The following is a 25,307-nucleotide window of genomic DNA, read 5'->3' as shown; positions in this document are numbered from 1 at the left end:
CTCTGTTTTTAGGGCCGCTTCGCGCCCCAGCGGGAGCAAGCTCCCTCGCCACAATGATCATCCTCTGACCGCTACCTTCGGTCGGGATCAAAAAAAAATTCAAAAAATCGCAGCCTTCGGCAGCGCCTACAGGGCAGATACCACTTCCACCCGTGGGCGCTGCCGAAGGCTGCGATCTTTGCGTTCAAAATTCCCACCCCTAATACCACTTCAAACCAACCCCCTCCCAAAGCACCTGAACAGGCCGGTTTCTCCACGCCTTAAGCCAGGACACTGCGTTGACATGGTATTCAAGTGGTATTAGGTTTCACCCACAACCGAGCGACAACAATCCTACATCCGCATCGGACCAAACCTACATGAATGACCTACACGCCCTGCGCCCTGACGACACCCAGCCCACGCCGTTGTACCTGCAACTGGCGCGCAACCTGGAAGCGGCGATCCATGCCGGCCAGTGGAAAGCCGAGCAGGCAATGCCGTCGGAACGCAACCTCAGCGAAATGCTGGGCATATCCCGCGTCACCGCACGCAAGGCACTGGAAGTGTTGCTCGAACAGGGCCTGATCCGTCGCAACCAGGGTTCCGGCACGTTCATTACCCCACGCCTGGAACAACCGCTGTCGCGCCTGTCGGGCTTCAGCGAAATGTTGCGCCTCAAGGGGTTTGTTCCCGGTTCGCAATGGCTGGAGCGGGAAATCACCCTGCCGACCCACGAAGAACTGATCCGCCTCGGCCTGTCGCCCAACGACAAGGTGGCGCGCATGAAACGCCTGCGCAAGGCCGACGACACGGTGATGGCCATCGAGATGAGCACCCTGCCCGCCTCGATCATTCCCAAACCGCAGGCAGTGGGCGATTCCCTTTACGAATACCTCGATGGCATTGGCAAACCTGTCGTGCGCGCCTTGCAGCACATACAGGCCATCAACGCCTCGGACGAGTTCGCCGCGCTGGTAGGCATCGCCCCCGGCACCGCCATGTTGCTGATGACCCGGGTCGGCTACCTCGAAGACAACACGCCCATCGAAGTCACCGACACCTATTGCCGCAATGATTACTACGATTTTGTCGCAGAGCTTCGTAGATGAAGAGCTCCGTCGATGAAGAGCTCCGTAGATGAAGAGCTCCGTAGATGAAGAGCTTCGTCGATGAAGCGCTTCCTCGATAGAAAGCCACCTCGCTGATCGATCAACCGAGAACCGATTCATGTCCGAAGACAACATCCTCACCGCCGACGGCTGGGTTCGCGGCCGGCTGGTCCACGAACACGGCAAGGTCGTGTCCATCGAAGGCGTGCCCTGCGATCCGGCGGACAACGACCTGCCCTATCTGCTGCCGGGTTTCATCGACCTGCACGTTCACGGTGGAGGCGGCAAGGACATCATGGAAGGCGCGCCCGCTTTCGAAACCATCACCCGGACTCATGTGCGTTTCGGCACCACCTCGCTGCTGGCCACCACCATGACCGCGCCGAGCGAGGAAATCACCAGGGTGCTCAAAGCCGTCGGCGAGTTCTGTCTGGATCGACCCAAGGGCAGCGCCCGGGTGCTGGGCGTGCACCTCGAAGGCCCCTACATCAATCCCGGCAAACTCGGCGCGCAACCGAACTTCGCCCACACCGCGATGATGGCCGAAGTCGAGCAATACCTGGCCCTGGCGCCGATTCACGTCATCACCATCGCCCCGGAAATTGCCGGCCACGACGCGCTGATCCGCGCCCTTAGCGCCCGCGGTGTACGCATGCAGATCGGCCATACCCTCGGCAGTTACGAAGAAGGCGTCGCCGCGCTGGAAGCCGGTGCCACCAGTTTCACTCACCTCTACAACGCCATGAGTCCGTTGCATCACCGCGAGCCGGGCATCGTCGGCGCGGCGCTGGCCCACGCCCAATATGCCGAACTGATCCCGGACTTGCTGCACGTGCACCCCGGCGCGATGCGCGTGGCCCTGCGCTCGATCCCGTGCCTGTATTGCGTGACCGACTCGACCGCCGCAGCGGGCATGCCCGACGGCGAATACAAGCTCGGCAGCCACACCGTGACCAAATGCCTGGGCGGCGTGCGCCTGCCCGACGGCACCCTGGCCGGCAGCACCCTGACCATGGATCAGGCCCTGCGCAATCTGGTGAAGATCGGTTTGCCGATCACCGAGGCCTCGCAACGCCTGTCGCAATTTCCCGCCGATTACCTCGGCCTCACCGAGCGCGGGCGCCTGCAAACGGGTGCCTGGGCCGACTGCGTGCGGCTGGATCGCTCACTGAAACTGACCGCCGTCATGGTCGAAGGAGAAGACATTGACTTCAAAAATGCTTGAAGAGGCGCTGTCCTCGTTCGAGGCCGTGCAAGCCCAACTGCAGCAACTCGACTCACCGATGATCGAGATCGCCGGCCGCCTGCGTCGCCAGCCGCCGCAAGTGGCCATGACCGTGGCCCGTGGCAGTTCCGACCACGCCGCCAGTTATTTCGCCTACCTGACCATGCAGTGGCTGGGCATCCCGGTGGCATCGCTGCCGATGTCGGTGGTGACCATGCAGCAGGCACCGTTGAAAGTCAGCGGTCAGGTGGTGTTCGCCTTTTCGCAATCGGGGCAGAGCCCGGACCTGGTCAACAGCCTGCGCCTGTTGCGCAAACGCGGCGCGCTTAGCATCTCGATGGTCAACGCCGTCGACTCGCCACTGGAGGCCGCCTGTGAATTCAGCCTGCCGCTGCTGGCCGGCACTGAAAGCAGCGTCGCCGCGACCAAGAGTTTCATCGCCACGCTCAGCGCCAGCGCCCGGTTGATCGGTCACTGGAAAGAAGATGCCGAACTGCTCGAAGCCGGCCTCGCCTTGCCCGAAGGCTTGCGCGATGCCGCGCGGCAGGACTGGAGCCCCGCTATCGAGGCCCTGCGCGATTGCCAGCGCTTGATGGTGATCGGCCGTGGCGCCGGTTTCGCCATCGCTCAGGAGGCGGCGCTCAAATTCAAGGAGACCTCGGCGATTCAGGCCGAAGCCTTCAGCAGCGCCGAAGTCCGCCACGGCCCCATGGCGCTGATCGACGAGCACTACCCCTTGCTGATTTTCGCCCCACGCGGTGCCGAACAAGCCGGCCTGCTGAGCCTGGCGGCGGACATGCGTCAGCGCGGTGCACGGGTATTGCTGGCGGCGCCGGATGACGTGAGCGAGCGCGACCTGACCCTGACCCGCGCCGAACACCCGGCTCTCGATCCGATCCTGGCGATCCAGAGTTTTTATGTGATGGCCGCCGGGCTGGCGGTTGCACGCGGCATGGACCCGGACCAGCCGCGGCACCTGAGCAAAGTGACGCGCACCCATTAAAGGCAACGCCCTGTGGGGCGAGCCTGCTCGCGATGGACGCTAACGATAACGCGGGTTTCCTGAATGAACGCGTTGTTCTCAGGTTCTTCGCGAGCAGGCTCGCTCCCACAGGGGGAGCGAAACGATCCGAATTCTGTTTTCAATGAGACCGAGCCATGCACAACAACAATAAAGAGCTGACCCTCAGCGCCCCGCTCAGCGGCCCGGTGCTCACACTCGCCAAAGTCCCGGATGCGGTGTTTGCCAGCGGCGCCATGGGCGACGGGATCGCCATCGACCCGTTGAACGACACCCTGCACGCGCCGTGCGCCGGTGTGGTGGTACACGTCGCGCGCACGGGCCACGCCGTGACCCTGCGGGCCGACAACGGTGCCGAACTGCTGCTGCACCTGGGCCTCGACACGGTCGAACTGCAAGGCCGGGGCTTTTCGATGCTGGTTCAGGAAGGCGCACGGGTTGCCAACGGCCAGCCGTTGCTGCGCTACGATCAGGACCAGGTCGCGCAACAGTGCAAAAGCCTGGTCAGCCTGCTGATCCTCACCAACAGCCAGGACTTTCAGGCCCGTCCCATCACCCTCAAATCAGTGAAAGTCGGCGAGCCGCTGCTGCACATCATCCGCCGCCATGGCGCGGGCGCGCAGGCGGACGTGGAGCTGGCCGGCGAAGAAATGGTCGGCCACATCCGCATCGCCCACCGTGGCGGTTTGCATGCGCGGCCAGCTGCATTGATTCGGCAGACCGCCCAGGGTTTCAAGAGCAAATCGCAGCTGCATTTCGCCGGTAAATCGGCGAAATGCGACAGCCTGATCGGCCTGATGGGCTTGGCCATCGGCGAGCAGGACGAAGTGCAAGTCAGTTGCCAGGGCACGGACGCCGAAGCCGCACTGCAAGCCTTGTTGACCGCGCTGTCCACGGCACTGCCCGAAGAACATCACGCCGTGGCCCCGACACCGATGATACAACGCAACCGCGTGGCTGAAGCCGGCGTGTTGCATGGCGTCTGCGCCTCTGCGGGGCTGGTCGGCGGGCCACTGTTGCGCTTGAACGCCATCAGCCTGCCTGCGGATGCCGGGCACAACGATCCGGCGCAACAACGGCAAACCCTCGATTGCGCACTGAGCCAGGTCCGCAGTGAAATCGCCGGCACCCTGGCCCAGGCCAGAAAACACAAGAATACTGACGAAGAAGCCATCTTCGCCGCCCACCTGGCGTTACTGGAAGACCCGGCATTGCTGGACGCGGCCCATCTGTCCATCGACCACGGCACGGCGGCTACCCACGCCTGGGCCCAATCGATCGACGTGCAGTGCGACGTGCTCCAGCAACTGGGCAGTTCGCTGTTGGCTGAACGCGCCAACGACCTGCGCGACCTCAAGCAACGGGTGCTGCGCGCCCTGCTTGGTGAAGCCTGGCATTACGACGTACCGCCCGGCGCCATCGTCGCCGCTCACGAGCTGACCCCGTCCGATCTGCTGCAACTGACCCAGCAAGGTGTCGCCGGGTTGTGCATGGCCGAAGGTGGCGCGACGTCCCATGTGGCGATTCTCGCCCGGGGTAAAGGCTTGCCGTGCCTGGTCGCGCTGGGCTCATCGCTGCTGGATCAGGAACAGGGCCAGGCGGTCGTGCTGGACGCGGACGGTGGTCGTCTCGAACTGATGCCAAGCGCCGAACGCCTGGCTGAGGTGCATCAGGCGCAGCTTGATCATCAGAAACGCCGCGCCGAGCAACAGACCCAGGCGCACAGCCCGGCGCAAACCCAGGATGGCCAGCGCATCGAAGTCGCCGCCAACGTCGCCTCCAGCGCCGAAGCCGCGGATGCCTTGGCCAATGGCGCAGATGGCGTCGGCCTGTTGCGCACCGAGTTTCTGTTTGTCGACCGCAATACCGCGCCGGACGAACAGGAGCAACATCGCGCCTATCAAGCGGTCCTCGATGCCATGAGCGACAAGTCGGTGATCATCCGCACCATCGACGTCGGCGGCGACAAGCAACTCGACTATCTGCCCTTGCCCGCCGAAGCGAACCCGGTGCTCGGCCTGCGCGGCATTCGCCTGGCCCAGGCCCGCCCGGAACTGCTCGACCAGCAACTGCGTGCGCTGCTGCATGTCACGCCGTTGTCCCGTTGCCGAATCCTGTTGCCGATGGTCACCGAAGTCGACGAACTGCTGCACATCCGCCAGCGCCTCGACGCCTTGTGCATCGAGCTGGGCTTGAGCGAGCGCCCGGAGCTGGGGGTGATGATCGAAGTCCCGGCCGCCGCACTGCTGGCCGAGCAACTGGCCGAACACGCGGACTTCCTGTCCATCGGCACCAACGATTTGTCGCAATACACCCTGGCCATGGACCGCGATCATGCTGGCCTCGCCTCAAGGGTCGACGCCCTGCACCCGGCGCTGCTGCGCTTGATCGCCCAGACCTGTGCCGGTGCGGCGCAGCACAAGCGCTGGGTCGGGGTTTGTGGCGCGCTGGCCTCCGATCCGCTGGCCACGCCGGTGCTGATCGGGCTGGGCGTGAGAGAACTGTCGGTGAGCCCGGTGCAGATCGGTGAAATCAAGGATCGCGTACGCCACCTCGACGCCCGCGAATGCCGTCGCATCAGCCAGGACCTGCTCAAGCTGAGCAGCGCCTCGGCAGTACGTCATGCCTGTCACCAGCATTGGCCTCTGAGCTAAAGAACAACAAAAAATCCAGGGAGAACCGCCATGTACCAATACTTCATCGAAGGCCTTCAGCGCCTCGGCCGGGCGCTGATGCTGCCGATCGCAATCCTGCCGATTGCCGGCCTGCTGCTGCGCCTGGGCGACACGGACCTGTTGAACATCGCGATCATCCACGATGCCGGCCAGGTGATTTTCGCCAACCTGGCACTGATCTTCGCCATCGGCATCGCCGTCGGGTTCGCCAAGGACAACAACGGCACGGCCGGCCTGGCCGGAGCCATTGGTTATCTGGTGATGGTGTCCACGCTCAAAGTGCTGGATGCGAGCATCAACATGGGCATGCTCGCCGGGATCATCAGCGGCTTGATGGCCGGCGCGCTGTACAACCGGTTCAAGGACATCAAGTTGCCGGAGTACCTGGCATTCTTCGGCGGCCGGCGTTTCGTACCGATTGTCACCGGTTTCAGTGCGGTAGGCCTGGGTGTTGTGTTCGGCCTGATCTGGCCGCCGGTCCAGCACGGCATCAACGGCTTCGGCGCGTTGCTGCTGGAGAGCGGCAGCATCGGTGCGTTCATTTTCGGTGTGCTCAACCGCCTGCTGATCGTCACCGGCCTGCACCACATCATCAACAACATGGCCTGGTTCGTGTTCGGTAACTTCACCGACCCGACCACGGGCGCCCTGGTGACCGGCGATATATCGCGCTACTTTGCCGGCGACCCGAAAGGTGGCCAGTTCATGACCGGCATGTTCCCGGTGATGCTCTTCGGCCTGCCCGCCGCCTGCCTGGCGATGTACCGCAATGCCCTGCCGGAGCGACGCAAAATCATGGGCGGGATTTTCCTGTCGATGGCCCTGACCTCATTCCTGACCGGCGTCACCGAACCCATCGAATTCGCCTTCATGTTCCTCGCACCGCTGTTGTTCCTGCTGCACGCGCTGCTGACCGGCCTGTCCATGGCCGTCACCAACCTGCTGAACATCCACCTCGGCTTCACCTTTTCCGGCGGCTTCATCGACATGATCCTCGGCTGGGGCAAATCCACCAATGGCTGGCGGGTGGTGCCGGTAGGCCTGGTCTATGCGCTGATCTACTACCTGGTGTTCGATTACTGCATTCGCCGTTTCAACCTCAAGACACCAGGCCGGGAAGACAGCGCCGCGACCGAAAAGACTGCCGTGGCTGAAAGCGACCGTGCCGGGGCCTACATCAAGGCCTTGGGTGGTGCCGAGAACCTGATCACCGTCGGCGCCTGCACCACACGTCTGCGACTGGACATGGTGGATCGCAACAAAGCGTCGGATGCGGACTTGAAAGCGCTGGGTGCCATGGCCGTGGTACGGCCGGGCAAGGGCGGCAGCTTGCAGGTGGTGGTCGGGCCGATGGCCGACAGCATTGCCGATGAGATTCGCCTGGCGATGCCAGCATTGGGGCGCGCGGTGATCTCCACCCCGGCTGCGACGGTCGACGCACCGCCACCCGCCGCCATGGCGGCGCCCGAAGCCCGGCAATGGCTGAATGCCTTGGGTGGTGGCGACAATGTGCTGCAACTGAACTGCGTGGCCATGACCCGGATTCGCCTGCAACTGGCCGATGGCAAGGCATTGTCGGAGTGCGATTTGAAGGTGCTGGGTTGTCAGGGGGTCAGTCAGCTTGAGGGCGGCATCTGGCATCTGTTGGTGGGTGACAGGGCCGCAAGCCTGAGTGAGGCGCTGGAAGCGTTGGTCAATCGCAGTGAAGTGAGTGCCAAGGTTTAGATCCTCGGTGCCTGAAGAATCGCATTCGCGAGCAGGCTCGCTCCCACAGTGGTTCGGTGTACGCAGATCCATTGTGGGAGCGAGCCTGCTCGCGAAGAGACCCTAAATCGCACCGCAAATCCTGGACAATAAAAAACCCGCTGAAATCACTTCAGCGGGTTTTCTTTTTGGTAGCCCGGAAGATCAGAAATCCTCCAACCGCCACACCTCATACGCCGGTGTCTCATAGGGATGGCTCTGTTTCAGAGCCGCCACCACCGAGCGAATCAACTCATCGGCCACCACCAGCTCAACCTTCCATTCCTCGACCTGCTCGACTTGCCCCGCTTCACCAATGAACGGCTGACTGCCGTCCAGTGGTCGAAACTGGCCAAGCCCCAGCACTTGCCACGCACAGTGGTCGTAAGCACCGATCCGCCCGCCACCGGCGGCGAATACGGCACTTTTGACCACGTCGACATGACTGTCGGGAACAAAAAAGGAAAGCTTATGCATAGCCTTCAGTTCACCCGCTCTTAATTTACCCAGACTCGAGCATTACGGAACATACGCATCCAAGGTGCGTCTTCGTTCCAGTCTTCCGAACGCCACGAGTTCTGCACGGCACGGAACACGCGCTCCGGGTGCGGCATCATGATGGTCACGCGACCGTCGCGACTGGTCAAACCGGTGATCCCGCGCGGCGAGCCGTTCGGGTTGGCCGGGTAGCTTTCGGTGACCTTGCCGTGGTTGTCGACGAAACGCATAGCCACGCAACCGGACAGATCGGCTTCCAGCAGTGCTTCTTCGCTGGCGAACTCGGCATGGCCTTCACCGTGGGCGATGGCGATCGGCATACGCGAACCGGCCATGCCTTGCAGGAAGATCGAGTTCGATTCCTGGATCTGTACCATCGCGACACGGGCTTCGAACTGCTCGGAACGGTTACGCACGAAGTGCGGCCAGAACTCGCTGCCCGGGATCAGCTCGTGCAGGTTGGACATCATCTGGCAACCGTTGCACACGCCGAGGGTGAAGCTGTCGTTACGTTCGAAGAAGCCCTGGAACGCATCGCGGGCACGGCTGTTGAACAGCGCCGACTTGGCCCAGCCTTCACCGGCACCCAGTACGTCGCCGTAGGAGAAACCACCGCACGCCACCAGGCCCTTGAACTCGTTCAGGTCGACACGGCCGGCCAGAATGTCGCTCATGTGCACGTCGATCGCGTTGAAACCGGCACGGTCGAACGCCGCCGCCATTTCCACCTGACCGTTGACGCCCTGCTCACGCAATACGGCAACCTGTGGACGAATGCCTTTCTTGATGTAAGGCGCGGCGACATCCTGGTTGACGTCGTAGCTGAGCTTGACGCTCAGGCCCGGGTTGTCCTCTTCCAGCAGCACGTCGAATTCCTGATCGGCGCAGTCGGCGTTGTCACGCAGACGCTGGATCTGGTAGCTGGTTTCGGCCCACTGGCGTTGCAGCAGACGACGCTGGCCTTCGAATACGGTGTCGCCATTGAAGGTGATGCTGATTTCGCCGTTGTTGATCGGCTGACCGATCACCGACACGCACTCGCCCAGACCGGCAGCGCTGAACTGCGCGAGGATGTCCGGGGTAGCGTCCTGGCGAACCTGGATCACGGCGCCCAGTTCTTCGTTGAACAGGATCGCGGCGATGTCCGCCGAGGTTTCCGCCACGCCGTCGAGGTTCAGGCTCAGGCCGCAGTGACCGGCGAAGGCCATTTCCACGGCGCTGGTCAACAGACCACCGTCGGAACGGTCGTGGTAAGCCAACAGGTGACCATCGGCGTTGAGGCCCTGGATCACGGCGAAGAAAGCTTTCAGGTCTTCGGCGTCATCGACGTCCGGCGCCTGCTTGCCGAGCTTGCCGTGAACCTGGGCAAGGATCGAGGCACCCATGCGGTTCTGGCCGCGGCCCAGGTCGATCAGGATCAGGTCGGTGGTGCCCTTGTCCATGCGCAGTTGCGGGGTCAGGGTCTGACGGATGTCAGTCACTGGCGCGAAACCGGTCACGATCAGCGACATTGGCGAAGTCACCGCCTTGTCGACGCCGTCATCGTTCCAGCGGGTGGCCATGGACATCGAGTCCTTGCCCACCGGAATGGTGATACCCAGCTCAGGGCACAGCTCCATGCCGACTGCTTTGACGGTGTCGTACAGACGCGCGTCTTCACCCGGGTGACCGGCGGCGGACATCCAGTTCGCCGACAGCTTGATGTCGGAGATCTTGCCGATGCGCGAAGCCGCGATGTTGGTCAGGGTTTCGCCGATGGCCATGCGACCCGACGCCGGAGCGTCCAGCAGCGCCAGCGGAGTACGCTCGCCCATGGCCATGGCTTCACCGGTGTAGACGTCGAAGCTGGTGGCGGTGACGGCAACGTCGGCCACCGGAACCTGCCACGGGCCGACCATCTGATCACGGGCAACAAGGCCGGTGATGGTGCGGTCGCCGATGGTGATCAGGAAGCTTTTGCTCGCCACGGCCGGGTGATGCAGAACGCGCTGGACGCAGTCGGCGATGTTCAGGTTCGACGGATCGAAATCGTCGCCCAGCTCGTTTTCACGAACCACCGAACGGTGCATGCGCGGAGCCTTGCCCAGCAGCACTTCCAGCGGCATGTCCACCGGGCTGTTGCCGAAGTGGCTATCCGTTACAGTAAGCTGCGGCTCGGCAGTGGCTTCGCCGACCACGGCGAACGGGCAACGCTCGCGTTCGCAGATCGCCTTGAAGCGCTCGAAGTCAGCCGGGCCGACAGCCAGCACGTAACGTTCCTGGGATTCGTTGCTCCAGATTTCGTGCGGGGCCATGCCCGGCTCGTCGTTTGGAATGTTGCGCAGTTCGAAACGGCCACCACGGTCGCCGTCGTTGACCAGTTCCGGGAAGGCGTTGGACAGACCGCCCGCGCCCACGTCGTGGATGAAGCTGATCGGGTTCTTGTCACCCAGTTGCCAGCAACGGTCGATGACTTCCTGGCAGCGACGCTCCATTTCCGGGTTTTCGCGTTGTACCGAAGCGAAGTCCAGGTCCGCCGAGCTGGTGCCGGTAGCCATGGAGGAAGCCGCGCCGCCGCCCAGGCCGATCAGCATCGCCGGGCCGCCGAGCACGATCAGCTTGGAGCCGACGACGATCTCGCCTTTCTGGACGTGTTCTTCACGGATGTTGCCCATGCCGCCGGCCAGCATGATCGGCTTGTGGTAACCGCGAACTTCATCACCATGAGGCGTGGTGATGGACTGTTCGAAAGTACGGAAGTAACCGGTCAGCGCCGGACGGCCGAATTCGTTGTTGAACGCAGCGCCGCCCAGCGGGCCTTCGATCATGATGTCCAGTGCGGTGACGATGCGCTCGGGCTTGCCGTACGGCACTTCCCACGGCTGTTCGAAACCCGGGATCTGCAGGTTGGACACGGTGAAACCGGTCAGGCCGGCTTTCGGCTTGGCGCCACGACCGGTCGCGCCTTCGTCACGGATCTCGCCACCGGAACCGGTGGATGCGCCCGGGAACGGGGCAATCGCGGTCGGGTGGTTGTGAGTCTCGACTTTCATCAGGATGTGCACCGGTTCCTGCACCGCGCCGTACTGGCGGGTTTCAGGATCCGGGAAGAAACGCCCGGCGACGGAACCGACGATCACCGAAGCGTTGTCCTTGTAAGCCGACAGCACGCCTTCGTTGTGCATCTGGTAGGTGTTCTTGATCATGCCGAACAGGCTTTTTTCCTGGCTCTGGCCGTCGATGTCCCAACTGGCGTTGAAGATCTTGTGACGGCAGTGCTCGGAGTTCGCCTGGGCGAACATCATCAGTTCGATGTCATGCGGGTTGCGCTTCAAGCCGACGAAGGCGTTGACCAGGTAATCGATCTCGTCTTCGGCCAGGGCCAGGCCCAGCTCGGTGTTGGCTTTTTCCAGCGCGGCGCGGCCGCCACCCAACACGTCGATCGCGGTCAGGGGCTTGGGTTCGGCGTGGCTGAACAGGCCGGCGGCTTGTTCCAGGTTGCCCAGGACGATCTGGGTCATGCGGTCGTGCAGCCCTTCAGCAATAAGCTGGGCGTCAGCGTCGCTGAACTGGCCGGCTACATAGAAGGCGATGCCGCGCTCCAGACGCTGGATCTTGGTCAGGCCGCAGTTGCGAGCGATGTCGCTGGCCTTGCTCGACCACGGCGAGATGGTGCCGAAACGCGGCAGCACCAGGAACAGACGACCGGTCGGCTCCTGGACCGGAACGCTTGGACCGTACTTCAGAAGGCGCGCGAGCACCTGCTGTTCGTCGCCGGTCAGGACGCCGGTGACTTCGGCGAAGTGAGCGAATTCAGCATACAGGCCACTGACAGCCGGGACCTTTTGGCTCAGTTGCTCAAGGAGTTTGCTGTGGCGAAAGGCAGAAAGGGCAGGAGCGCCGCGCAGGATCAACATCTTCGGGACAGCCTCGGGAAGGGGTGTGCTTTGAGGCCGTGCATTCTAGCCTAAACAGCCCGCGACATCACCCGAAACGCTACACGCGGTTGCACCCGGGCGTCGGCCCGGCTTTGCGGACCGGTCGCCAGCGTTGATCGGGTCGATTGTGACGGGATATTTTTACTGTCACAAAATGTCGCCAGAGCCCATTCCTGCGGGCTTCACAGCGGTTTTCCCTGCCCTAGCAGACTAGCCCTTTGCTGTCGAGATATGGCGCTCGTGGTCCTTTGCGTATACTGCGCAAATGTTTTCCCCAACGGCTTTGCGTCCGCGGTACGCCAAATGGCTGATCGCAACCGGACTCTTCCTGATGCTCAGTGGCTGTGTTGATAAACCCAACACGCTGGAGCGCGTAAAGGAGGATGGTGTGCTGCGGGTGGTTACCCGTAACAGCCCCGCCACCTACTTTCAGGATCGCAACGGTGAAACCGGCTTCGAATACGAGCTGGTGAAGCGCTTCGCCGACGATCTGGGGGTCGAGCTGAAAATCGAGACCGCCGACAACCTCGACGACCTGTTCAATCAGGTGGGCAAGCCCAACGGCCCGGTTCTGGCGGCTGCCGGCCTGGTCAGCAGTGAGGAACGCAAGAAGCAGGTGCGGTTTTCCCACTCTTATCTGGAAGTCACCCCACAGATCATCTACCGCAACGGCCAGTCGCGTCCGACCGACGCGAAAGATCTGGTGGGCAAGAAGATCATGGTGCTCAAGGGCAGCACCCACGCCGAGCAACTGGCGCAGCTGAAAAAGAAATTTCCCGGCATCGAATACGAAGAGTCCGACGCGGTCGAGGTCGTTGATCTCCTGCGCATGGTGGACGAGGGTCAGGTCGACCTGACGCTGGTCGACTCCAACGAAGTCGCGATGAACCAGGTGTATTTCACCAATATCCGGGTCGCCTTTGACCTGGGTGATGCCAACAACCAGAGCTGGGCGGTGGCCGCCGGCGACGACAACAGCCTGCTTAACGAAATCAACGACTACCTCGACAAGGTCAAGAAAAACGGCACGCTGCAACGCCTCAAGGACCGCTACTACGGGCATGTCGACGTCCTTGGCTACATGGGCGCCACCACGTTTGCCCAACACTTGCAGCAGCGTCTGCCCAAATACGAACAGCACTTCAAGGCGTACGCCAAGAAAGAGAAAGTCGACTGGCGCCTGTTGGCGGCGGTCGGGTATCAGGAATCCCTGTGGCAACCGGCCGTGACCTCCAAGACCGGGGTGCGCGGCCTGATGATGCTGACCCAGAACACCGCGCAGGCCATGGGTGTGTCCAACCGCCTTGACCCCAAGCAAAGCATCATGGGCGGCGCCAAGTACCTGGCCTACGTGAAAGATCAGTTGGACGACTCGATCAAGGAACCGGATCGCACCTGGTTCGCCCTGGCGGCCTACAACGTTGGCGGCGGTCATCTGGATGACGCGCGCAAACTGGCGGCCAAGGAGGGTCTGAATCCGGACAAGTGGCTGGACGTGAAAAAGATCCTGCCGCGCCTGTCCGAGAAGAAGTGGTACAGCAAAACCCGATACGGCTACGCCCGAGGCGGTGAGCCGGTGCACTTCGTGGCGAACATCCGCCGCTACTACGACATCCTGACCTGGGTCACGCAGCCGCAGCTAGAAGGCGATCAGGTGGCCGAGGGCAAATTGCATGTGCCGGGAATCGACAAGACCAAGCCGGCGCAGGAGCCAGCCCCCCTCTGATCCCGACACCTTCAATCAAATGTGGGAGCCAGCCTGCTGGCGATAGCGGTGCATCATTCAACATCTTTGTTGACTGACACTCCGTCATCGCCAGCAGGCTGGCTCCCACATTGGTTTTACGCTCACCTTCAGCCTTTCAGTGCAGCCGTCAGAATCAGCGCCTTCATCTCCGAAACAGCCGACTTGAAGCCGACAAACAACGCATGAGCCACCAGCGCATGGCCGATGTTCAGTTCGTTGATACCCTTGATCGCGGCAACGGCTTCGACGTTGTGGTAATGCAGACCGTGGCCGGCATTGACGATCAGCCCCTGGGCCAGGCCAAACGCCACACCGTCCGCGACACGCTTGAGCTCTTCGGCCACGTCGGTGGGCGTCTCGGCGTCGGCATAACGCCCAGTGTGCAGCTCGATGGCCGGGGCACCGACACGGCGCGAAGCTTCGATCTGCCGCTCATCGGCATCGATAAACAGTGATACTTCAGCGCCGATCCTCGACAGGCGCTCCACAGCAGCCTTGATCCGCGCTTCCTGCCCCGCCACATCCAGACCACCTTCGGTCGTCAGCTCCTGACGGGTTTCCGGTACCAGGCAGATGTGCGCCGGACGAATACGCTCGGCAAACGCCATCATTTCTTCGGTGACGCCCATTTCGAAGTTCATGCGGGTTTGCAGCACGTCCTTGAGCAGCAGCACGTCGCGCTCCTGAATGTGCCGGCGGTCTTCACGCAGGTGAACGGTAATACCGTCAGCGCCCGCCTCTTCCGCATCCAGTGCTGCCTTGACCGGGTCCGGGTAGCGTGTGCCCCGGGCCTGACGCAGGGTGGCAACGTGGTCGATGTTCACGCCAAGAAGAATGCGGGTGCTGGTGGTCACGGAAGCGCTCCAGAAGAAGAGAAAGTTCGGTGCACAGCATACGGGGAGACTACGGCTTGCGAAACAGCTCACGGCTAACCAAGGGGCGACCGCCAAGGTGAACAGCCAGCGCCTGACGCATCAGGCGCTTGGCGGCGGACAAGGCGCCGGGGGCGGACCAGTCGGCCTCGGCCATGGCCAGCAACTCGACGCCATTGAACAGACCCGGTTGCAGCAGATAGACCCGTTCCAGCCCGGCATCCACTTGCAAGCGATAAAGACCGTCCGGGGCGATGGGGTCGCCATGCATGTCGGCATTGAGAGCAAAGCCGTAACCGAGGTCGTCGAGCAGCCGCCATTCGAAGGAGCGCAGCAAGGGTTCCAATGGTCGCCCTTCGGCCAGGGCCAGCAAGGTCGCGGCGTAATGCTCGAATACGCCGGGATGAGGGTCTTCGGCGGGCAGCAGGCGAATCAGCAGTTCGTTGAGATACAGGCCACTGAACAGCGCCTCGCCATTGAGCCAGGTGGACACGCCGGCACTTTCCATGCGCCCGACATTTTTCAGCTCGCCACGACCGCGAAACTCGACTTCCAGCGGCACGAACGGCCGTGCCAGTGTCCCCGCCTTGCCCCGCGCACTGCGCAGCACTGCCCGCAGCCGGCCTTGCGGCGTGAGGAAGTCCACCAGGGCACTGCTTTCGCGGTAGGCGCGACTGTGGAGGACGTAGGCGGGTTGGCCGATTGGCGGGCTGGATGACATCAGTTTCCGAATCTCTGGAGATCCACTGTGGCGAGGGAGCTTGCTCCCGCTGGGATGCGAAGCGGCCCCAAAACCATGCTACTCAGTGTTTCAGGTAAAAACGCGATGCCAGGATTTACGACTGCTTCGCAGCCGAGCGGGAGCAAGCTCCCTCGCCACAAAAGCTCGCTCCCACAATTGAATCGGTGTGCTGCTGGGCGATTTACAGGTCGCCGTAGCCCAGCGAACGCAGCGCACGCTCGTCGTCGGACCAGCCACCCTTAACCTTCACCCAAAGGTTAAGCATGATCTTGGAGTCGAACAGCAGCTCCATGTCCTTGCGCGCTTCAGTACCGATGCGCTTGATGCGCTCGCCCTTGTCGCCAATGATGATTTTCTTCTGGCCATCACGCTCGACGAGGATCAAGGCATGAATGTGCAGGGTTTTGCCCTGCTGCTTGAACTCTTCGATTTCGACGGTGATCTGGTACGGCAGCTCGGCGCCCATCTGACGCATGATTTTTTCACGCACCAGCTCGGCAGCAAGGAAGCGGCTGCTGCGGTCGGTGATCTGGTCTTCCGGGAAGAAGTGATCGTTTTCCGGCAGATGCTCGGCAATCACCCGCTCCAGCGCATCGAGGTTGTGCCCGTGCTGAGCCGAGATAGGGATGATCTGTGCGTTCGGCAGCTGTTCCTGCAACCAGGACAGGTGCGGCATCAACTCGGCCTTGTCCTCGATGCGGTCGGTCTTGTTCAGGGCAACGATCAGCGGGCCGGTCACGTACTGCACGCGTTCGAGGACCATCTGGTCTTCTTCGGTCCACTTGGTGCGGTCAACCACGAAGATCACCACGTCGACGTCTTTCAACGCTGCCGAAGCGGTCTTGTTCATGTAGCGGTTCAGGGCTTTCTCGCCACCCTTGTGCATGCCGGGCGTGTCGACGTAGATCGCCTGCACGTCGCCTTCGGTCTTGATGCCGAGCATGTTGTGACGGGTGGTTTGCGGTTTGCGCGAGGTGATCGCCAGCTTCTGACCCAGGATGTGGTTCAGCAACGTGGACTTGCCCACGTTCGGACGGCCGACGATGGCAACATAGCCACAGCGAGTTGCGTTTGTATCAGTCATTGCCATTCTCCACACCCAGGGCAATCAGTGCTGCGGCGGCCGCTACCTGTTCGGCAATACGACGGCTCACACCCTGACCTCGGCTTTTTTCATTCAATAGGATGATCTCGCATTCGACGAAGAACGTCCGGCAATGCGGTTCACCCTGGATATCCACCACTTCGTAACGCGGCAGCTCACAACCACGGGACTGCAGAAATTCCTGCAGGCGGGTTTTCGGATCCTTGTTGGTGTCGACCAGCGTCAGGCCTTCGAACTCGCCGGCCAGCCAGGCCAGTACGCGCTCGCGTGCCACCTCAATGCCGGCGTCCAGGTAGATCGCTCCGATCAGCGCTTCAAGCGCATCGGCCAGGATCGACTCGCGACGGAAACCGCCACTTTTCAGCTCGCCCGAACCCAGGCGCAGGTATTCGCCCAGATCGAAACCACGGGCCAGCACGGCCAGGGTCTCACCTTTCACCAGACGCGCGCGCAAACGCGACAACTGGCCTTCGCGGGCCAACGGGAAGCGATCGAACAGCGCCTCGCCGGCGACGAAGTTGAGGATGGCGTCACCGAGGAATTCCAGGCGCTCGTTGTTACGCCCGGCAAAGCTGCGGTGAGTCAGGGCCAGGACCATCAGCTCCTGATCCTTGAAGGTGTAACCGAGCTGACGCTCGAGACGGCTTAAAGAGACGCTCACGGTTTACCCACGCTGAGTTCGTGGTTGGATTCCACCGCCATCGCCGAAAGTCGGCGCAGGCTTGGGACAATTAACGCTGTGTTCAAAAATAACGTCCTGAATATCATTGGCTTCATGCTTCCGGCGCCGAATCTGTCGACTCCAGAAATGCATTCGGCGCTGTGTTCAACAGCGCCGTGTTTGATTACTGGATCAGGCCAACCCGCGAGAAATTCGGCAGGTGACTGAGTTTGGGTTCCGGCCAGCTCATCCAGACTGCAAAGGCCTTGCCGACGATATTCTTGTCGGGAACCATGCCCAGCAGATCCTTGGGAATGCTCGGATCATCCCAGTAGCGACTGTCGTTCGAGTTGTCGCGGTTGTCGCCCATCATGAAGTAGTGCCCGGCAGGCACGGTCCACGAACGGTCCGGCGTTGCGCGGTAGCGACTCATTTCCTTGCGGATCATGTGCTCGGCGACACCGAGTTTTTCCTTGTAGAGCTCGGCGCTGCCCAGCGTGCCCGGCTCTGAGCCGACCAGTTGCTCGGCAATCGACTCACCGTTGACGAACAGACGCTTGTCGGCGGTGTAACGAACCTGATCACCCGGCAAGCCAACGACACGCTTGATGTAGTTGACGTTCGGATCGCTCGGGTAGCGAAACACCATCACATCACCGCGTTGTGGCTCACCGACTTCGATGACTTTCTTGTCGATCACCGGCAGGCGGATCCCGTAGGAAAACTTGCTCACCAGAATGAAGTCGCCGACATCCAGGGTCGGCTTCATCGAGCCGGACGGAATCTGGAACGGTTCCACCAGGAACGAACGCAGCACCAGCACGATGAACAACACCGGGAAGAACGATTTGCCGTACTCGACCAGCAACGGCTCCTTGTTCAGTTTCTCGACCACCACCATGTCAGGCTGGCTGACGCTGCCCTCATAGGAGGCAATGGCGGCCCGCCGACGCGGCGCCAGGAACAGCACATCGAGCAACGCCAACAGGCCGCAGACGAACACGGCGATGACCAGCAACAGCGGGAAATTTAGTGACATAGGACCTAGCTATCCAACCTGAGCACCGCAAGGAAGGCTTCTTGTGGAATTTCCACGTTACCGACCTGCTTCATGCGTTTTTTACCGGCCTTTTGCTTTTCCAGCAGCTTTTTCTTACGGCTGACGTCACCACCGTAGCATTTGGCCAATACGTTCTTTCTGAGTGCCTTGACGGTTGTACGCGCCACAATCTGACCGCCAATGGCGGCCTGGATTGCCACGTCGAACATCTGCCGCGGAATCAGGTCTTTCATCTTCTCGGTCAACTGGCGACCTTTGTAGTGCGAGTTGTCACGGTGCACGATCAGCGCCAGGGCGTCGACCTTGTCGCCGTTGATCAGCACGTCCAGCTTCACCAGGCTAGCCGATTGGTAACGATCGAAATGGTAGTCCAGAGAAGCATAGCCGCGACTGGTGGATTTCAGACGGTCAAAGAAGTCCAGCACCACTTCGTTCATCGGCAGGTCGTAGGTCACTTGCACCTGGGAGCCGAGGAACAGCATATCGACCTGTACGCCACGCTTCTCGATGCACAGGGTAATGACGTTACCCAGGTGCTCTTGCGGCACAAGGATATTGGCGCGCACGATAGGCTCGCGCATGTCTTCGATGGCAGACAGGTCCGGCAGCTTGGACGGGTTATCGACGTAGATCGTCTCGCCGGTCTTGAGCAGCAGCTCAAAGATTACCGTCGGCGCCGTGGTGATCAGGTCCAGGTTGTATTCGCGCTCGAGGCGCTCCTGGATGATTTCCATGTGCAACATGCCGAGGAAGCCGCAACGGAAGCCGAAGCCCAGTGCATCCGAGCTTTCCGGGGTGTACTGCAGCGACGAATCGTTGAGGGTGAGCTTTTGCAGCGCCTCGCGGAAATCTTCGAAATCGTCGGAGCTCACCGGGAACAAGCCGGCGTAAACCTGCGGCTGGATGCGTTTGAACCCCGGCAGCACATCGACGTCCGGCGTCGAGCTCAAGGTCAGGGTATCGCCCACTGGCGCACCGTGAATGTCCTTGATGCTGGCGATGATGAAGCCCACTTCACCGGCTTTCAGGTCGGCGGTAGGGGTGTGTTTCGGGTTGAATACACCGACGCTGTCCACCAGGTGGATCTTGCCGGTGGACTTGACCAGGATCTTGTCGCCCTTCTTCACGCGGCCGTGGCGAACGCGAACCAGCGAGACAACGCCCAGGTAATTGTCGAACCAGGAGTCGATGATCAACGCTTGCAGCGGATCTTCGATATTGCCGGTCGGCGCCGGGATGGTGGTGACCAGGCGCTCGAGTACTTCATCGACGCCCAGACCGGTCTTGGCAGAGCAGGTGACCGCGTCGGTGGCATCGATGCCGATGATTTTTTCGATTTCTTCCTTGACGCGCTCCGGATCGGCCTGTGGCAGGTCGATCTTGTTCAGCACCGGCATCACTTCCAGGCCCTGCTCGATCGCCGTGTAGCAGTTGGCTACCGATTGAGCTTCCACACCCTGACCGGCATCGACCACCAGCAGCGCACCTTCGCAGGCCGCCAGCGAGCGGCTGACTTCGTAGGTGAAGTCAACGTGACCGGGGGTGTCAATGAAGTTCAGCTGGTAGTTGATACCATCTTTGGCCTTGTAATACAGAGTGACGCTGTGAGCCTTGATGGTGATCCCGCGCTCGCGTTCAAGGTCCATGGAATCCAGCACCTGGGCTTCCATTTCACGCTCGGCCAGGCCGCCGCACATCTGGATGAAGCGATCGGCCAGCGTCGACTTGCCATGGTCAATGTGGGCGATGATGGAGAAATTGCGGATATGACTCAAATCACTCACGGATCAACACTCAAAAAGGCTGCAGGCATAGCCCGCCGAAAAATAGCCGGGAATTGTACCTGATCCACGACGCAAGCGTCACGTTCGCAGGTCAGACGGCGCGTACAAAAACGCCCCGATCTTGCGACAGGGGCGTTTTTCATGACGCGTGAAGCGGGAAATACCCCGCCATCAACCGGCGCGACGCAACAGCCAGAGCCCCGCCAGGGCGCAGACACTCGCCGGCACCAGCACCGCAAACAGCGGCGAGAAACCGAACACCAGGCTCGAAGGCCCCAGCAAATCCTGGGCAATGCGGAAGGTGAAGCCCACCAGCACACCGGTAAACACCCGCTGACCGAGGGTCACCGAGCGCAACGGGCCGAAGATGAAGGAAATCGCCATCAGCACCAGAGCGGCAGTGACCAGCGGCTGCAACACCTTGACCCAAAATGCCAGCCAGTAACGGCCGTTGCTCAGCCCCTGGTCCGCCAGGTAGTGGATGTAACCCCACAGGCCGGTGATCGACAGCGAATCGGGCGCCATCACCACCGTGCTCAGCAGTTGCGGGCTCAATGCCACGTCCCAGCGTTCGACCGGGATGCTGACCACTTCAGTGCTCTTTTCATGGAACAGCGTGGTGGTGACGTCGCTCAACTGCCAGTGGTCCGTGTCGAACGCTGCCCGCTTGGCGAAGCTGGACGACAGGATGCGACGCTGATCATCGAAGCGATAGCGGGTCACGCCATACAGCAGGCCGTTGGGTTGCACGGAGTTGACGTGGATGAACTCGTCGCCCTGGCGGTGCCACAGGCCGTGCTTGGCGCTTTGAGAATCGCCGCTGCCCTGGGCCAGCGAACGGTTGGCCTGTGCGGTGCTTTCGGTTGCCGGCGCGACATACTCGCCAATCAACACGCCTACCACCATCAGCACCAGCATCGGCTTCATCACCGCCCAGACGATCCGTCCGACCGATACGCCGGCCGCGCGCATGATGGTCAGTTCGCTGTTGCTGGCCAGGCTGCCGAGACCGATCAGGCAGCCGATCAGCGCGGCCATCGGCAGCATGTCGTACAGACGACGCGGCGCGGTCAGCAACACGTAACTCAGAATATCGACCAGGGTATAGGTATCGCTAGCATCGCCCATCTCATCAATGAACGCGAACAACGTCGCCAGACCGAGAATGATCCCCAAAACCGCCAGGATGGCCATGAACACACTGCTACCGATGTAGCGGTCGAGCTTAACCACGGGCCACCTCCAGTGCGGCGCGGCGGCTCGCCATCTTCAAGCGCAAGGGCTCCCAATAGAGCAAGCCCAGGCCAATGGCCAGGAAGATCCCGTGCACCCACCACAGGCCCAGCGCCGGTGGAATCTTGCCCTTTTCGAGGGCACCGCGAGCGGCAATCAGGATGGTCAGGTAAGCCATATAAAGAAGAATCGCCGGCAGCAGCTTGAGGAAACGGCCTTGGCGCGGATTGACCCGCGACAGCGGCACCGCCATCAAGGTCACGATGAACACCAGCAACGGCAGGGACAGTCGCCATTGCAGCTCGGTACGGGAACGGATGTCGTCACTGCCCAGCAAGGATGCGGTGGTCATGGCATCGCGATCGGTCACTTCATCGCTGACATCCGGCTTGGGTAGCAGTACGCCGTACTCTTCGTACTTGATCGCCCGGTAATCGGCCTGCCCCGGGTTACCGTCATAGCGGTAGCCGTTGTCGAGGATCAGGTAGCGATTGCCGTCGGGACGGATTTCCTGGCGACCCTTTTCGGCTACCAACACGGAGATACCGCGATCTTTCTTGTCGGAGCTGATGTTCTTTTGCGAAATGAACACACCACCCAGGTTGATGCGGTCATCCGACAACTGCTCGGTGTACGTCACCCGGGTGCCGTCGCGCAGGGCCTGGAAACGGCCTGGTTCCAGGGTGTCGAACTCGGTCAGGGCATCCTGCTTGTTCAGCAGCAACTGGAACTGATTGGCGCCTTGTGGTGCCAGGCTCAGGCTCAACCAGGCAACCACCAGCGCCACGATCGTGGCCGGGAACAGGGTCATGCGAAACAGGCGTTGCTGGCTCATGCCGGTGGCAGAGAGCACGGTCATCTCGCTTTCGAGGTACAAACGACCGTAGGACAGCAGGATCCCGAGAAACAGGCCCAGCGGCAGGATCAGTTGCAGGAACCCCGGCAGGCGAAAGCCCATGATCAGGAACAGCGAGCCCGGATCCAGTTGACCCGAAGCCGCCTGGGCGAGGTATTTGATGAAGCGTCCGCTCATGATGATGACCAGCAATACGCCGCTGACGGCGCTCAAGGTCAACAGGACTTCGCGGGATAGATAACGGAAGACGATCAAACCAGACACTCCAGGGTTGTCAGGCTAAGGCGGCCGAACAAGCAAACATATCAGACAGCCCGCAAGGCAGAGCCGCCGAAAAAAGATGGCGCATTATCCTGTGATTGGGTGCGCCTGTCACTGCGCAATGCAGGGAAACGCCTGTAGGAGCGAGCTCGCTCGCGATGCTGGGCAACGATAACTCGGGATCTCTGACAGCCCGTGCCGCACTCGGGTTCACCGCGAGCGAACTCGCTCCTACATTCGTGCAACCGAGGGTTGTCAGGCGCTGGCAGCGAGGTTCAAACTGCGGCCTTCGTCGCCGGCCACTCCCGGCGCCTTTCTATATTTATAAGCAAGCGACGCACACCCGCTGTCGAGCGCTTGCGAGTTGACCATCAATTCAGGGACCCGGACATGGAACTGGTTGTAAAGAGCGTTAACCCGGAAACGTTGAAGACCGCCACGCTGGTCGTCGCCGTCGGTGAAGGCCGCAAGCTCGGTGCTGCAGCCAGACAACTCGACGAACTCAGCGGCGGCGCAATCAGCGCTGTCCTCAAGCGCGGCGACCTGGCCGGCAAAGTCGGTCAGAGCCTGTTGCTGCACAGCCTGCCGAACCTGAAAGCCGAGCGTGTGCTGCTGGTGGGCGTGGGCAAGGATGAAGAGCTGGGCGACCGCCCGTTTCGCAAAATCGTCGCCGGCGTACTCAACACCCTTAAAGGCCTGGGTGGCAGTGACGCTGTACTGGCCCTGGATGAAATCGTGGTCAAGGGCCGCGACAGCTACGGCAAGACCCGCCTGCTGGCCGAAACCCTGGTGGACGGCGAATATCAGTTTGACCAGTTCAAAAGCCAGAAAGCCGAACCGCGCGCCCTGAAGAAAATCACCCTGCTGACCATCAAGGCCGCCCAGGCTGAAGTGCAACGCGCCGTGACCCACGCCACCGCCATCGCCAACGGCATGGCGTTCACCCGCAACCTGGGCAACTTGCCGCCGAACATCTGCCACCCGACCTTCCTCGGTGAGCAGGCGAAAAACCTCGGCAAAGAGTTCAAGGATCTGAAAGTCGAAGTCCTCGACGAGAAGAAGATCAAGGCACTGGGCATGGGCTCGTTCTACGCCGTCGGCCAGGGCAGCGCCCAGCCGCCGCGCCTGATCGTCATGCAGTACAACGGTGGCAAGAAATCCGAGAAGCCGTACGCACTGGTCGGCAAGGGCATCACCTTCGACACCGGCGGCATCAGCCTCAAGCCGGGCGCCGGCATGGATGAAATGAAATACGACATGGGCGGCGCCGCCAGCGTATTCGGTACGTTGCGTGCCGTGCTCGAACTGAAGCTACCGATCAACCTGGTGTGCATCCTGGCCTGCGCCGAGAACATGCCGAGTGGCAACGCTTCGCGTCCTGGCGACATCGTCACCACCATGAGCGGCCAGACCGTGGAAATCCTCAACACCGATGCCGAAGGCCGTCTGGTGCTGTGCGATGCCCTGACCTACTCCGAGCGCTTCAAGCCGCAAGCGGTGATCGACATCGCCACCCTGACCGGTGCCTGCGTGGTTGCACTGGGTTCCCACACGTCGGGCCTGCTGGGCAACAACGACGAACTGATTGGCCAACTGCTGAGCGCCGGCCAGGCTGCCGACGACCGCGCCTGGCAACTGCCGCTGTTCGATGAATACCAGGAGCAACTGGACAGCCCGTTCGCCGACATCGCCAACATCGGCGGCCCGAAAGCCGGCACCATCACCGCTGCGTGCTTCCTGTCGCGCTTCACCAAGAACCTGAATTGGGCTCACCTGGATATCGCCGGTACCGCATGGACCAGCGGCGGCAAGGACAAGGGCGCCACTGGCCGTCCAGTCCCCCTGCTGACCCAATACCTGCTGGACCGCGCCAAAGCCTGAAACCAATGATCCAGGGGGCGTTACCTTCGGGTAACGCCGCCCTGGCTCAGGAACCGCAATGACCAAAGTCGACTTCTATATCCTGCCCAGCGCCGATCCCTCGGCACGCCTGGATTTCGCCTGCAAGCTCACCGAAAAAGCCTGGCGCATGGGCCACCGCGTCTACCTGCATTGCAGCGATGCGGCTCAGCGCGACGACCTCGATGCCCGTCTGTGGGCGTTCAAGGGCGAAAGCTTCGTGCCCCACGGCCCCGCTGAAAGCGAACCGGACAGCTTGATCGTGCTGGGTTTTGGCGATGACTGCGGTCAGCACCAGGATTTGCTGGTCAACCTGGACCTGAAGGTCCCGGCCTTTGCCCAACGCTTCGCCCGCGTGGCGGAAGTGGTGGTCGAAGATCCGGTGATCCGCCAGGCCGCGCGGGAGAGTTTCCGTTTCTACCGCGAACAGGGCTATCCTCTGCAAGATCACCGTTTACAGCGACTCTGAGCATTCCGATGGACACTCCAAAACCGCTGCAAAAGTCCGCGCATCTGTTGGACGACCTTGAGTCGATCCGCCAATTGCTCGGCGATGACAACCTGCAACCACCGCTGCTGACCGATACGGTCGAAGAAGGTGACCAGGAACAGATTCCCATGTTGTTCGACACCGTCAGCGAACCTGCACCGACTGTCGTGCCGACACCACCCAAGCCCGCCGCGGAACCGGCGCCGAATGACAGCAAGAACGCCGATGCCTTGCTGTACCTCGACACCGAACTGCGTGCCGCCGCGCAATTGATCATGCAAGACGTGATCGACGACTTCGCGCCGCACATCGAAACCGAAATCAAACGCCGCCTCAGCGCGCGGCTTGAGCGGTTGTTGAGTCAGTACAACGATTGAGACACGTTGCAAACAACTCTGTGGCGAGGGAGCTTGCTCCCGCTGGGCTG

General features: G+C 61.6%; 19 protein-coding genes. 9 read left to right on the top strand and 10 right to left on the bottom strand.

Annotation, left to right across the window (positions count from 1 at the left end):
- The first annotated feature begins 359 nt into the window (after positions 1-359).
- From ACW9HW_RS18235 to nagE, 5 genes are all read left to right on the top strand, one after another.
- Entirely contained in the window at positions 360-1,091 is a 732-nt protein-coding gene (locus ACW9HW_RS18235) for a GntR family transcriptional regulator (RefSeq protein ID WP_095193746.1), read from the top strand.
- 118 nt (positions 1,092-1,209) lie between these two features.
- Positions 1,210-2,316 (top strand): N-acetylglucosamine-6-phosphate deacetylase, encoded by a 1,107-nt coding sequence (gene nagA / locus ACW9HW_RS18230; RefSeq protein ID WP_457401147.1) that lies wholly within the window; start codon positions 1,210-1,212, stop codon positions 2,314-2,316.
- Positions 2,309-3,319: an SIS domain-containing protein gene (locus ACW9HW_RS18225; RefSeq protein ID WP_457401149.1), complete on the top strand. Its 1,011-nt coding sequence runs from the start codon at positions 2,309-2,311 to the stop codon at positions 3,317-3,319. The genes nagA and ACW9HW_RS18225 overlap by 8 nt, the downstream gene beginning before the upstream one ends.
- Before the next feature lie 155 nt (positions 3,320-3,474).
- Positions 3,475-5,991, top strand: a complete 2,517-nt coding sequence (ptsP, locus tag ACW9HW_RS18220; RefSeq protein ID WP_457401145.1) for a phosphoenolpyruvate--protein phosphotransferase — start codon at positions 3,475-3,477, stop codon at positions 5,989-5,991.
- Positions 5,992-6,021: 30 nt separating this feature from the next.
- Positions 6,022-7,737: an N-acetylglucosamine-specific PTS transporter subunit IIBC gene (gene nagE, locus ACW9HW_RS18215; protein WP_457401144.1), complete on the top strand. Its 1,716-nt coding sequence runs from the start codon at positions 6,022-6,024 to the stop codon at positions 7,735-7,737.
- A gap of 183 nt (positions 7,738-7,920) precedes the next feature.
- On the opposite strand, the gene ACW9HW_RS18210 is transcribed toward nagE, so the two are convergent.
- Positions 7,921-8,232: a Nif3-like dinuclear metal center hexameric protein gene (locus ACW9HW_RS18210; protein WP_137804796.1), complete on the bottom strand. Its 312-nt coding sequence runs from the start codon at positions 8,230-8,232 to the stop codon at positions 7,921-7,923.
- Positions 8,233-8,252: 20 nt separating this feature from the next.
- A complete protein-coding gene (gene purL, locus ACW9HW_RS18205) occupies positions 8,253-12,149 on the bottom strand; it encodes a phosphoribosylformylglycinamidine synthase (protein ID WP_457401142.1) in 3,897 nt (1,298 codons plus the stop codon).
- A gap of 286 nt (positions 12,150-12,435) precedes the next feature.
- Here purL and mltF point away from each other — a divergent pair, with 286 nt between their 5' ends.
- Positions 12,436-13,896: a membrane-bound lytic murein transglycosylase MltF gene (mltF, locus tag ACW9HW_RS18200; protein ID WP_095193753.1), complete on the top strand. Its 1,461-nt coding sequence runs from the start codon at positions 12,436-12,438 to the stop codon at positions 13,894-13,896.
- Between the two features lie 128 nt (positions 13,897-14,024).
- Here the strand turns inward: mltF and pdxJ are convergent, their stop codons facing one another.
- From pdxJ to lptF, 8 genes are all read right to left on the bottom strand, one after another.
- Positions 14,025-14,771 carry a pyridoxine 5'-phosphate synthase gene (gene pdxJ / locus ACW9HW_RS18195; RefSeq protein ID WP_457401140.1) on the bottom strand — a complete coding sequence of 249 codons (747 nt, stop codon included), beginning with the start codon at positions 14,769-14,771 and terminating at the stop codon, positions 14,025-14,027.
- Positions 14,772-14,820: 49 nt separating this feature from the next.
- Positions 14,821-15,510 (bottom strand): DNA repair protein RecO, encoded by a 690-nt coding sequence (gene recO / locus ACW9HW_RS18190; RefSeq protein WP_457401138.1) that lies wholly within the window; start codon positions 15,508-15,510, stop codon positions 14,821-14,823.
- Positions 15,511-15,712: 202 nt separating this feature from the next.
- Positions 15,713-16,615, bottom strand: coding sequence for a GTPase Era (gene era / locus ACW9HW_RS18185; protein ID WP_007973959.1), 903 nt, complete (start codon positions 16,613-16,615; stop codon positions 15,713-15,715).
- The gene (gene rnc, locus ACW9HW_RS18180; RefSeq protein WP_095193756.1) at positions 16,608-17,297 is read right to left on the bottom strand and encodes a ribonuclease III; all 690 of its coding nucleotides are present in this window, start codon (positions 17,295-17,297) and stop codon (positions 16,608-16,610) included. The genes era and rnc overlap by 8 nt, the downstream gene beginning before the upstream one ends.
- A gap of 184 nt (positions 17,298-17,481) precedes the next feature.
- Entirely contained in the window at positions 17,482-18,336 is an 855-nt protein-coding gene (gene lepB, locus ACW9HW_RS18175) for a signal peptidase I (protein WP_095193757.1), read from the bottom strand.
- Positions 18,337-18,341: 5 nt separating this feature from the next.
- The gene (lepA, locus tag ACW9HW_RS18170) at positions 18,342-20,141 is read right to left on the bottom strand and encodes a translation elongation factor 4 (RefSeq protein ID WP_008020289.1); all 1,800 of its coding nucleotides are present in this window, start codon (positions 20,139-20,141) and stop codon (positions 18,342-18,344) included.
- Positions 20,142-20,312: 171 nt separating this feature from the next.
- On the bottom strand, positions 20,313-21,374 hold the full coding sequence (gene lptG / locus ACW9HW_RS18165; RefSeq protein WP_095193758.1) for an LPS export ABC transporter permease LptG: 1,062 nt from the start codon (positions 21,372-21,374) through the stop codon (positions 20,313-20,315).
- Positions 21,367-22,485, bottom strand: coding sequence for an LPS export ABC transporter permease LptF (gene lptF / locus ACW9HW_RS18160; RefSeq protein ID WP_457401137.1), 1,119 nt, complete (start codon positions 22,483-22,485; stop codon positions 21,367-21,369). The genes lptG and lptF overlap by 8 nt, the downstream gene beginning before the upstream one ends.
- Positions 22,486-22,881: 396 nt before the next feature.
- Here lptF and ACW9HW_RS18155 point away from each other — a divergent pair, with 396 nt between their 5' ends.
- The 3 genes from ACW9HW_RS18155 to ACW9HW_RS18145 are packed head-to-tail and all read left to right on the top strand — an operon-like array spanning position 22,882 to position 25,257.
- A complete protein-coding gene (locus ACW9HW_RS18155; protein WP_137804804.1) occupies positions 22,882-24,372 on the top strand; it encodes a leucyl aminopeptidase in 1,491 nt (496 codons plus the stop codon).
- Positions 24,373-24,430: 58 nt separating this feature from the next.
- Positions 24,431-24,859, top strand: coding sequence for a DNA polymerase III subunit chi (locus tag ACW9HW_RS18150; protein WP_095193761.1), 429 nt, complete (start codon positions 24,431-24,433; stop codon positions 24,857-24,859).
- Between the two features lie 8 nt (positions 24,860-24,867).
- A complete protein-coding gene (locus tag ACW9HW_RS18145; protein WP_095193762.1) occupies positions 24,868-25,257 on the top strand; it encodes a DNA polymerase III subunit chi in 390 nt (129 codons plus the stop codon).
- Positions 25,258-25,307: the final 50 nt, after the last annotated feature.

This window comes from Pseudomonas sp. SDO5532_S415 (assembly GCF_054071155.1).
This window is presented reverse-complemented; position numbering and strand designations above follow the sequence as displayed.